Annotated in this window: 5 protein-coding genes; 4 read left to right on the top strand and 1 reads right to left on the bottom strand. The window is 69.7% G+C overall.

Annotated features, from left to right (window positions below; all coding sequences use genetic code 11):
- From H5J31_RS24680 to H5J31_RS24665, 4 genes are all read left to right on the top strand, one after another.
- On the top strand, positions 1 to 1,320 hold a 1,320-nt coding region (locus tag H5J31_RS24680), incomplete at its 5' end, for an aldehyde dehydrogenase (NADP(+)) (protein WP_181775015.1).
- A 110-nt stretch (positions 1,321 to 1,430) separates the two neighbouring features.
- Positions 1,431 to 3,788, top strand: coding sequence for a polysaccharide lyase 8 family protein (locus H5J31_RS24675; RefSeq protein ID WP_181775014.1), 2,358 nt, complete (start codon positions 1,431 to 1,433; stop codon positions 3,786 to 3,788).
- 600 nt (positions 3,789 to 4,388) lie between these two features.
- The gene (locus H5J31_RS24670) at positions 4,389 to 5,537 is read left to right on the top strand and encodes an epoxide hydrolase family protein (protein WP_181775013.1); all 1,149 of its coding nucleotides are present in this window, start codon (positions 4,389 to 4,391) and stop codon (positions 5,535 to 5,537) included.
- 70 nt (positions 5,538 to 5,607) lie between these two features.
- Positions 5,608 to 6,405 (top strand): alpha/beta fold hydrolase, encoded by a 798-nt coding sequence (locus tag H5J31_RS24665; RefSeq protein WP_181775012.1) that lies wholly within the window; start codon positions 5,608 to 5,610, stop codon positions 6,403 to 6,405.
- Here the strand turns inward: H5J31_RS24665 and H5J31_RS24660 are convergent.
- Positions 6,398 to 9,145 (bottom strand): AfsR/SARP family transcriptional regulator, encoded by a 2,748-nt coding sequence (locus H5J31_RS24660; protein ID WP_181775011.1) that lies wholly within the window; start codon positions 9,143 to 9,145, stop codon positions 6,398 to 6,400. The genes H5J31_RS24665 and H5J31_RS24660 overlap by 8 nt on opposite strands.
- Positions 9,146 to 9,155 lie beyond the last annotated feature (10 nt).

Raw genomic sequence — 9,155 nt, 5'->3', positions numbered from 1 at the left:
GCCGACGAGCTGATCGCGTTGGCCAACGAGGAGACGCACCTGCCGGCCGCGCCGCGGCTGCAGGGGGAACTGAAGCGCACGACGTTCCAGTTGCGCCTGTTCGGCGAAGTGCTGGCCGACGGCTCGTTCCTCGGCGCCACCGTCGACCACGCGGACGCCGCGTGGCCGATGGGACCGCGGCCGGACATCCGCCGTCTGCTGACGCCGATCGGGCCGGTGCTGGTGTTCGCCGCCAGCAACTTCCCGTTCGCGTTCAGCGTCGCGGGAGGCGACACGGCTTCTGCGCTCGCCGCCGGGTGCCCGGTCGTGCTCAAGGCGCACTCAGGGCACCCCGAACTGTCCGCGCGCACCGGCGAGGTCCTGCGGGAGGCGCTGGTCGGGGCCGGTGCCCCGGAAGGGATCTTCGCGGTCATCTACGGCCAGCAGAACGGCGTCACCGCGCTGAAGGACCCGCGGATCCAGGCGGCGTCGTTCACCGGGTCGGTCCCGGGCGGGCGCGCGCTGTTCGACATCGCGACCTCACGGCCGTCGCCGATCCCGTTCTACGGCGAACTCGGCAGCGTCAACCCGGTGGTCGTGACCCAGACGGCGATCGAGGCCCGCGGCGAGGCGATCGCCAAGGGCTACGCGGGCTCGTTCAGCCTCGGTGCCGGGCAGTTCTGCACGAAGCCGGGTCTGCTGTTCCTCCCGGAGGGCCACGGGCTCGAAGACGTGCTGCGCGAGGCCGTCTCGACGATCCCGGCGCAGCCGATGCTCAACGAGCGCATCGCGGCCGGATTCGCCGACGGACTGGCGAAACTGCGTGACGTCCCCGGCGTCGAGGTCGTCTCTGAATCCGTTGGTGCGGAAGGGATCTCGCACGGTGCGACCCTGCTCGCCACCACGGGCAAGGACTTCCTGGCCGACGCGGACACCGTCCGCGAGGAGTGCTTCGGCCCGGCGTCGCTGATCGTCACCTACACCGACCAGGCCGAACTGATCAGTCTGCTCGGCGTGATGGAACCCGGGCTCACCGCGACCATCCAAGGTGAAGAGTCCGATGTGGACTGGATTCGCGGCGTGCTTCCCTCGCTGACCCGCGTCGCCGGCCGTCTGCTGTGGAACGACTGGCCGACCGGCGTCACGGTCACCTGGGCACAGGAACACGGTGGTCCTTACCCGGCGACCACCGCGCCGACGAGCACTTCGGTCGGCACCGCCGCGATCGAGCGGTTCCTGCGGCCGATCGCGTGGCAAGGCTTCCCCGACGCCCTGCTACCGGAGCCGTTGCAGGAGAACAACCCGTGGGACCTGCCCCGCAGGACCGACGGGAAACGCTAGAAACCTCGTGAGTGATTTGGGTCGTTCTAACGACCCAAATCACTCACGAGGCCCCACCCACCGCCGCCGCCCCTAGTTGCCGTCTTTCGACCCCCTTGGGAGGCACCGTCATGTCCGGATTCGGTTATGTCGACCGGAGAACCGCTCTGCGTGGAGGCGCGGCGGCCGCCGCTTCGGTCGCGCTCACGACCGCTCTCGCGAGCCCCTCGTCCGCCCAGACCGTTTCGTCGGTTCCCGCGGGGACGGCGTCGATCGTGACCGGCTACCGCGAACTGCAGACCGGGATCGGCCGGCCGTCGGCGGAACGTGCCGCCGCGCTGGCGAATCTGGACAGGGTCGCGAAGGCCTACAACGACAGTATGACGGTCGGCGGTGGTCCACTGTGGAAGGACCTTCCGCTGGGCCCGGGCAGTGACTTCACGACGTCGATGTACGCCCGGCTGCGCGCGATCACCGTCAACTGGGGCACTCCCGGAAGTGTGCTGTCGGCCGACCCGGCGGTGCTCGGCCGGATCAAGGCGGCGCTGGAACTGTTGTACACCAGCGATCAGTACAGCGAGAAGACCGCCGAGATCGGCAACTGGTACACCTACGAGATCGGTATCCCGCTCTACCTGCTGCACATCCTCGCGACGGTGGCGGACGAACTGACCCAGGACGAGCTCGCGAAGTACCTGAAGCCGGTGCTGAAGTTCTCCGGCAATCCGAACCTCCGTACCAACAATCCGAACGTCGTCGAGACCGGCGCGAACCGTGCGGACAAGTCGACGATCTGCATCGTGTCCGGGGCGATGCTCGGTGACGCAGAACGGATCCGACGTGGTGTCGGGGCGTTCACCGACGTCGAGGGCGGGGGAGCGGCGAGCGTCATCGCCAAACTCGACCGCGCCGCGGGCGACGGTTTCCACACCGACGGCTCCTTCATCCAGCATGATTCGGTGCCCTATCCCGGGCACTACGGGATCATCCTGCTCACCGCGGTCGCGTCCGCCATCCATGTCACCAAGGGCACGGAGTTCGAACTGGCCGCCGACGTGCGCGAGGCGGCGTATGCGCTGGTCGCCGACACGTTCGCGCCGTTCGTCTACGCCGGCGCCTTGATGGAGTCGGTTCGCGGCCGGTTCCTTTCCCGGCAGGGGGAATCCGCGCACGACATCGGACATCAGCTCACCGGCGCCGTCGTGCTGCTGGCCCGGTCGGCGAGCGGGAAACGCAAGGAAGAACTCGGCGGGCTCGCCGCGAAGTGGATCACCGAGGACACTTTCGCGCCGTACCTCGAGATCCCCGATCCGGAACGGTTCGCGCCGGGGCCGGATCTCGTCGGTATCCCCGGGATCGAGTTCGCGCAGGAGTTGCTGGCGACCGAGATCCGGCCGACGCCGACCGTCGCGGCCCACCGTGTGTTCGGCCAGCAGGACCGGATGGTGCACGTCACCGAAGGCTGGTCGGCTTCGCTCGGCGTCGCCTCGACGCGGATCTCGCGGTACGAGTCGGTCAACTCGATGAACCTCCACGGCTGGTACACCGGTGACGGTTCGCTGTACCTGTTCCTGCCCAAGGCCAAGGGTCACTTCACCGACGCCTACTGGCCGACGGTCGATCCGACGCTGCTGCCGGGTACCACCGCCAAGACCGGGCCGACCCCGACGCTGGAACAGGTTCCGCTGACCGGCAAGGATCACAGCGGCGGCGTCCGCTGGGACGCGAGGCACGGCGCGCACGCCCTCGACTTCGTCTCACAGGACGGCACGCTGACCGCGAAGAAATCCTGGTTCTTCACGCCGTCGGGCGTGGTCTGCCTCGGCGCCGGGATCACCGACGCGTCGGGCGAGCGGGTCCGCACCACGATCGAGAACCGCAACCTCGGGGAGAACGGCTCCGGTGTCCTGCTGGCCGACGGCCGCCTGGTCGGCGGCTCGGAGACGTTGCGGCGCAAGCGATGGCTGCACCTGGAGAAGGTCGGCGGGTACATCCTGCTGGACGCCGCGGAGGTGACCGCGCTGCGCGAGGACCGGACGGGGACCTGGCGCGACGTCGACAAGGGCGCCAACACCAAGGGCACCACGGTTCCCTACACGCGGCGCTACCAGAAGCTCGTGATCGAGCACGGTGTCAAACCGTCGGGCGCGAGCTACGCGTACGCCGTCCTGCCCACGGCGTCGGTGCTGCAGACGGTCGCGTCGGCGATGGCCTGGCGGATCCGGGCCAATACCGCGGCCGTGCAGGCCATCCGGCTGTGGGACGCGACCCTGCTAGCGAACTTCTTCGAGGCGGGCTCGATCGACGAGGTTTCGGTGTCCGGGCCGGCCTCCGTGGCGCTGGGCCGGACGAAGAACGGCTGGCAGCTGGCTGTTTCGGATCCGACGCAGAAGCAGGGCGTCATCCGGGTGACGGTGCGGCGCAAGACCGTCGAGGTGCCGGTGAAGGGCACCTTCGGCGCTACTCAGGTGGTCTCGCTCGGCCGCTGAAAACCGCGGTCGTCGTGAGGCGATCGAGTTCGGTCGAGGAGTAGGGCGGATGTGGCATGTAGGGATCGGCGACGCAGCGGACTCGTCAGTGAGCACCGGCGCTCCCTTGCTGTCCACAAAGGACGTTCTTCGTGACGTCGGCGACCGTTGTGAGCTATTCGCACCGTTCTGGATGGGGGTCGTGAGTGATAAGGAGGGTTATTGAGCAGAAAGGCAGAGGTGGCGTGTTCTGTCGGTCGCCCGCACGCCGGCCTCGGGTGTTGCGAAAGCCACTTTCGCAACGTTGAAGGTTGTGGAAGTGGCTTTCGCAACACCCGGGGCTCTGCCGCCCACGAGGACCGCAGACCCGCGTCGAAGGGGACTTTCCCCTCACTGTACGAGCGGAAAGTCCCCTTCGCTCCGCTGATCACCGGTCCGTGAAGGCCTCCTTGAGGGACCCAGAGTCCCTCAAGGAGGCCTTCACGGACTCGGCACCCGACACCTTTGCCTCACCCCTCAATAGAACGACACTTATCACTCACGACCCCCGTCCACGCTGCCGACGAGACCGCGGGGCCATTTAGGCCATGATCTGTCCTGAATGGCCCCTACGGTCGCCCTATGACCGACATCGAGCAGTTCCGCATCGACATCCCGCAGTCCGACTTGGACGACCTGACCGACAGGCTGGCCCGCACCCGCTGGCCGTCGGCGCTACCCGGTGCCGAGTGGAGCCGGGGCGTGCCGGTCGGCTACCTCAAGGACCTGGCCGAGTACTGGCGCGAAGGCTACGACTGGCGTTCGTGGGAGAAGCGGCTCAACGAGTTTCCGCAGTACATCACCGAGATCGACGGCCAGCGTGTCCACTTCCTGCACGTCCGCTCGCCGGAACCGGACGCGATCCCGCTGATCCTGACGCATAGCTGGCCGAACTCGATCGCGGAATTCCTGAACGTCGTCGGCCCGCTGACCGACCCGCGAGCGCACGGTCTCGACCCTTCTCTGGCCTTCCATGTGGTCGCGCCGTCGCTGCCCGGGTTCGGGTTCTCGCCGTTCCCCGAGCCCGCCGACGAGCGGCCGTGGGACATCGAGAGGGTGGCGCGGACCTGGGCCGAGCTGATGAGCCGTCTCGGCTACGAACGCTATGGCGCGCACGGGAACGACGCCGGCGCGCTGGTGACCCCGCGGCTGGCGGTGCATGCGCCCGACCACGTCATCGGCTCGCACATCACGTCCGGACTCGGGGTCCCGATGGGGGATCCGGCCGACTTCGAAGGACTCACCGAACAGGACCAGGCCGATCTGGCGGGGCTGATGGAGCGCTTCGCGGGCGGCAGCGGGTACGCGCCGTACCTGACGAACAGGCCGCAGACGTTGAGCTTCGGTTTCCTCGATTCACCGGTCGCGCAACTGGCTTACCTGGTCGAGCGGTTCAAGGAGTTCGACGGCTGGCCCGAAGGCGCGGCGCCCGCCGAGCCGATCGACCGCGACCTGCTGCTCACGAACGCGACGCTGTACTGGCTGACCGCGACCGGCGCGACCTCGTTGTGGCCGTACTACGAGGGCCAGGCCGCGATGCCGATCGACCAGACCGTGGTGCCGACCGGCGTATCGCATGGTGGGCCGTCCGTGCTGCGCAGGATCGCGTCGCGCAAGAACGACCTCGTGCGCTGGGCCGACCACGAGAGCCCCAGCCATATGGTCGCGATGGCCGTCCCGGACGACGTGGTGAACGAACTCCGGGAATTTTTCGGCGGACTCCGGCTGTGATGTCGAGCGGTGGTCATCGGCTCCGACCCAGGGACGTAGCTAGAGTCGAATGGACCCTGTGGAGGACCCGATGACCACCTCGTTCGAGACCGTGACCTCGGCCGACGGCACCCCGATCGCCTTCGACCGCACCGGTGACGGCATACCGGTGATCCTGGTCGGCGGCGCGTTCAACGACCGGACGACCGTCGCCGGCCTCGCCGCGACGCTGTCCCCGGATTTCACCGCGATCGCCTACGACCGGCGCGGCCGGGGCGACAGCGGTCCGGGCGCGGTCTACTCGGTGGAACGTGAGGTCGAGGACCTCGCCGCGCTGATCGACCACGTGGGCGGCTCGGCCGCGGTCTTCGGACATTCGTCAGGGGCGGTGCTCGCGCTGGAGGCCGCCGCCAGGGGCGTCGCCATGACCAGCCTCGCGGTGTACGAACCGCCGTACGTCGTCGACGACAGCCGCCCGAAGCCCGCCGCCGACATCTTCGACCGCGTCCGGGCGCTGATCGCCGACGGCAACCGGGACGACGCGGCGGAACTGTTCCTGGTCGAAGCGGCGGCCACCCCGGCCGAGGTCGTCAAGGGGATGCGGGACGACCCGTTCTGGGCGTGGTTCACCGGGCTCGCCCACACGCTGCCCTACGACCTCGCGCTCTGCGGCCCCGGCAGCGTGCTGCCTGCGGGCAGACTGGCCAAGATCACCGCACCGACGCTGGTCCTGGACGGCGGCGAGAGCGACGCCTGGATGCGAGCCGGCGCTCGCGCTGTCGCCGAAACGGTTCCCGGCGCCCGGTACGTCACCGTCGAGGGACAGGACCACGGCGTCCTGCACCAGCCCGACGTGCTGCGCGGCCTGCTCACCGAATTCCTCAGGTGACGACCTTCAGCGGTTCGGCGGGCAGGCCCAACGTGGCGTAGAGGTCACCTGCGGCCCGGAGATCGGCGTCGGCGTCGTCACCCAGCGCGGCGCGGGCCTGGCCGATCCCGGCGAGCGCGCGGGCCTCCTGCAGCCGGTAGCCGATCCGCCTGGCCGTCTCCAGCGCGAGGCGGTGCCGCGCCAGGCCCGCCGACGCCTCGCCGAGCGCGAGGCAGGCGGTGCCCACGCTGTTGGCCGCCATGGTCAGCAGCAGCGGATGGTTGAGCCGGGCGAGGATCGCGCACGCGAGTTCGGCGTGCTCTCGCGCGTCACGGGGCCGGTGGGCGAGCAGCAGGGCGTCGGCGTGGTCGATCCGGCTCCACGCCTCGCCGAACAGATACCCGAGGTCCTGTGCGGACCGGATCGCGCGTTCGGTGACCTCGAACGCCTCGTCGAACCGGCCGTGCCGGGCGAGGATCAGGCCGAGCTGGGCCGAACTCAGGACCGTGCCGCGGGGATTTTCGCGCAGCGCCACCGACCGTCGCGCCGAGTCCAGCGCTTCGTCCAGCCGGCCGAGGATCTCCTGCGCGTTGCTGAGATTGGTCCAGAGCGTCGCCGCGGCCTCGAGGTCGACGGCCCGGCCCACGGCGGCGAGGCCGTCGCGATAGAACCGGATGGCCTCGGGGTAGCGACCGAGCATGCTGTGCAGAGCGCCCACCCTGGACAGCGCGATGGCCTCGGCGGCACGGTCACCCGATTCGCGGATCACGTCGAGCCGCCGCAGCGCGCAGTCCATGCCCTCGGTGAGCCGCCCGTTCTCCCAGAACCCCAGGGCGAGGCTCGCGAGGCTGAGCTGGATCGCGTGCGGATCGCCGATCCGCTCGGCGGCGACGACACCCGCCTGGGCGATCGTGAGCAGTTCGTCGAGGTGACCGCTTTCCCGGAGGTGCTCGGCGGTGCTCTCGGCGATCCGCCAGGCGTGGGCGTCCTGCCCGGTGTCGAGGGCGTGACGGGTCACCGCGACCAGGTTGGCCCGTTCGGTCGCGTACCAGCCGTCACCGCCACCGTCGCGGTAATGGTCGAGCAGCCTGCCGAGCGCCGGAGCCGCTTCGTCGTCGCGTGCGGCGTTGCGGGCGTGTTCCGCGATCAGGTCGTGGAAGGAGTACCGGCCCAGGGCCGGCTGCCGCAGCAGGTGGGCGTCGAGCAGGTCTTCCAGCAGCCGTTCGGCTTCGGACTCGCTCGTCCCGGCGAGCGTGGCGGCGGCGGGAACGGCGATGTCGACGCCCGGATTCCGCCCGAGCAACCGGAACATGCGCTGCTGTGCGAGGTCCAGTTCCTGATAGGACAGTGCGAACGCCGCGGCCACATCGCGTCCGGCGACCTTCAGCTCGGCCAGCCTGTCGTGTTCGGAACCCAGTCGCTCGGCCAGGTTCCGCACGGTCCACTGTGGACGATTCTGTAACCGGGCGGCGGCGATCCGGATCGCCAGCGGCAGGTTTCCGCACAGCGCGGCGACCCCGGAGTCGGGACGTCCCGCCGCGGCGGCGAAGAGTGCGCCCGCCTGTTCGTCCGGCAGCACTTCGAGGCTGATCGCGGCGGCGCCGTCGACGGCGGCCAGACGGCGCCTGCCGGTGACCACGAGCGCGACCGTCGCGGAACCGGGCAGGAGCGGTCGTAACTGCTCGGCGCTCGCCGCGTTGTCGAGCACCACGAGAAGCGACCGGCCCGCTGTCCTCGACCGCCACAGTTCGGCCCGCCGGTCGGCGCCGCCCGGCAGGCGGCTCGCCGGGATGTCCAGCTGCCCGAGCAGCGCTTCGAGAGCGGCCTCGGGTGCGAGCGGATCGCGGGCGGGGGAGTGGCCGTGCAGGTCCACGAACAGCTGTCCGTCGGGGAAATCGGCGGCTAGGCGGTGCGCGGCGTGGACGGCGAGCGACGTCTTGCCGACACCGGCCATCCCGTCGACGACCACCGGGCGGCCGAGCCGGACCGAGTCGAGAAGCCGCCTGATCTCGCCCTCGCGTCCGGTGAAATCCGGGACGTCGTAAGGAAGGAAGCAGCGGATCTTGCCGTACTCCGGTTCGTCGCGCAGGATTCGTTCGTAGAGTTCGCGAAGTTTGGGGCCGGGGTCGATGCCGAGTTCGTCCGCCAGCCGCGTCTGTGCCTGACGGTAGGCGCTCAGCGCGTCGGCCTGCCTGCCCTGCTGGTGCAGTGCCCGCATGAGCAGGACGACGAACGCCTCCCGGAACGGATGTTCGGCGACCAGGGCCGTCAGCTCCGCGACGGCGTCCTCTCCGGCGGTGATCTCCTCGTCGAGACAACGCTCCACAACGGACAGACGTCGCTCGTCGAGTTCGTCCGCCTCGCCGCGCAGGACGGCACTGTCCATACCGGACAGTGCTGGGCCGCGCCAGCACGCGAGCGCCTCGCGGAACTCGCCGCGCGAGACGTGCTCCTCGAAGGTGCGCACGTCGAAGGAACGTGGCCGCAGGACGAAGCCGGGGCCTTCGGCGGTCAGGACGTCTTCGGTGGCGCCGTCGGCGACCAGCGTTCGCTTCAGCGCCGTGGTGAGGTTGCGGATCTGCCGGGTGGCCGTGGCGGGCGGATCCTCGTCCCAGACGACGTCCACCAGCCGCGAAACGGACACCACGCGGCCCGCGCCGAGCAGCAGGGCGGCCAGGATCCGCTCCTGACGCGGACCCGCCAGCTTCAGCGGCCGTGCGCCGCTCCGGCACTGCACCGGCCCCAAGATCCGGAACTCCATCGCACCCCCT

This window comes from Amycolatopsis pittospori (assembly GCF_013870525.1).
GTDB classification, from domain to species: Bacteria; Actinomycetota; Actinomycetes; order Mycobacteriales; family Pseudonocardiaceae; genus Amycolatopsis; species Amycolatopsis pittospori.
Note: the sequence above shows the minus strand (reverse complement) of the source record. Positions and strands in the feature narration are given on the sequence as shown.